Here is a 2397-nt window from a genome sequence, read left to right on the forward strand (position 1 = left end):
CGCTTCGAGTGGGAGATTGCCATAGAAGCGGCCCCGCTGAACTGTCTCGCCCACGCGAGTGCGGTGCCGAGGACGTCGTCGGGCGCGACAACTTCGTCGACGAGTCCAAAGTCGAGTGCCTCGGTAGCCTCGATCACCCGGCCGGTGAAGATCAGTTCCTTGGCCTTCGATGGTCCGATCAAGCGAGCAAGTCGCTGTGTGCCCCCGCCTCCCGGCATGATTCCGAACTTGGTTTCGGGGAGCCCGAGCTTCGCGTTCGCGGCGGCAATACGTCGGTCGGCCCCTAGGCACAGCTCGAGACCGGCACCGACAGCCAGACCGGTGATTGCCATGACCGTCGGCTTGCCGATGTCCGCAATGGCACCGAGATGTTGTTGAAGGCGGCGGGCATCCGCGCGCAGTTCGGCCGAGGTCATGGAGTGCAGCTCCTTGATGTCGGCTCCGGCCGCGAGCGTTTTCGGACCGCCGTACACCACCACGGCGCTTATATCGGAGCGTCGGTTTGTCTCCTCGGCCGCGGCGGCGATCTCCATCTGTACTTGTCGGCTGAGCAGATTGTGCGGCGGCCGGTCGATGCAGATGATTCCGACTCCGGTGTGATCCTCTGGCGTCTGGAGTTTCACGAATTGGGTCATAGTTTCCTTGCGTCAAAGACCGAGGTTGCACCAGCTGCGTTGAAGCACTGCGGGTGCTGGTGCCGATCGATCGACTGAGAGTGTTTGCTAGCGGCCTTTTGTGATCGCCTCGAATACCTTCGGGTCGACGAGGGTGGAGACGTCGCCGAGTTCGCGGCCCTCGGCCACGTCGCGGAGGAGGCGGCGCATGATCTTTCCGGAGCGCGTCTTGGGCAGCTCGGGAACGATGGAGATCTCCCGTGGCTTGGCGATCGGTGAGATCTCTTTGGAGACCTGGGCTTTGAGTTCGGCGATCAGTTCGTCGCCGGTGTTTTCGATGCCTGCGCGCAGGATGACGAATGCGACGATGCCCTGGCCGGTGGTGTCGTCGGCGGCCCCGACCACTGCGGCCTCGGCGACACTGTGATGGGTGACCAGTGCCGATTCGACCTCGGAGGTGGAGATGCGGTGGCCGGAGACGTTCATGACGTCGTCGACGCGGCCGAGGACCCACAGGGCGCCGTCGTCGTCGTACTTGGCGCCGTCACCGGCGAAGTACCAGCCCTCCTCGGCGTAGCGCGACCAGTAGGTGTCCTTGTAGCGGTCCATGTCGCCCCAGATGCCGCGCAGCATCGACGGCCACGGCTCGTCGAGGACGAGATATCCGTTGCCGCCGTTGCCCAGTGGCTTGGCGTCGTCGTCGACGATCTTGGCGGAGATACCGGGCAGCGGGGCCATCGCGGAGCCGGGCTTGGTGGCGGTGACGCCGGGGAGCGGGGAGATCATGATCGCGCCGGTTTCGGTCTGCCACCAGGTGTCGACGATCGGGGCGGTTCCGCCGCCGACGACGTCGCGGAACCAGCGCCACGCCTCGGGGTTGATCGGCTCGCCGACGGATCCGAGCAGACGGATCGAGGACAGGTCGTGGGCTTCGGGGATTTCCTTGCCCCACTTCATGAACGTGCGCACGAGGGTGGGGGAGGTGTAGTAGATCGAGACCTTGTACTTCTCGATGACGTTCCAATGCCGGTGCTCGTCGGGCGAATTGGGCGTGCCCTCGTAGACGATCTGGGTGGCGCGGTTGGAGAGCGGTCCGTAGACGATGTAGGAGTGTCCGGTGACCCAGCCGATGTCGGCGGTGCACCAGTAGACGTCGGTGCCGGCTTTGTGGTCGAAGACGTTGTGGTGGGTGTACGAGGTCTGCGTCAGGTAACCGCCGGAGGTGTGGATGATGCCCTTGGGCTTACCCGTCGTGCCGGAGGTGTACAGGATGAACAGTGGGTGCTCGGCCGGGAAGGGCTGCGCTTCATGCTCTTTCGATGCTTTGGCGACGGTCTCGTGCCACCACAGGTCGCGTCCGTCGGTCCAGGCGACGTCGGAGTCGGTGCGCTTGACGACGAGCACGTGTTCGATCGAGGCTGCGCCGTCGACTGCTTCGTCGACGGTGTCCTTGATGGGGGCGGGCTTGCCGCGTCGCCACTGGCCGTCGGTGGTGATGACGAGCTTGGCTTCGGCGTCGTCGATGCGTGAGCGCAGTGCGGTGGCCGAGAAGCCGGCGAAGACGACCGAGTGGGTCAGGCCCAGGCGTGCGCACGCGAGGATCGAGACGATGGCCTCGGGGATCATGGGCATGTAGATCGCGACGCGGTCGCCGGAGACGAGGCCGAGTTCGGTCAGGGTGTTCGCGGCTTGGCTGACGTCGGCGAGCAGATCGGAGTAGGTGACGTCGCGGCTGTCGCCTGGCTCGCCTTCCCAGTGGATGGCCACCTGGTCGCCGCGTCCG

Annotated in this window: 2 protein-coding genes; both read right to left on the reverse strand. The window is 65.2% G+C overall.

The window, feature by feature from the left end:
- On the reverse strand, nt 1-635 hold a 635-nt coding region (locus tag A2J03_RS00440), incomplete at its 3' end, for an enoyl-CoA hydratase/isomerase family protein (RefSeq protein ID WP_068368181.1).
- An 87-nt stretch (nt 636-722) separates the two neighbouring features.
- The coding region (gene acs, locus A2J03_RS00445; protein ID WP_068368185.1) for an acetate--CoA ligase at nt 723-2397 on the reverse strand (1675 nt) is incomplete at its 5' end.

The organism is Rhodococcus sp. EPR-157 (genome assembly GCF_001647195.1).
Taxonomy (GTDB): Bacteria; Actinomycetota; Actinomycetes; order Mycobacteriales; family Mycobacteriaceae; genus Rhodococcoides.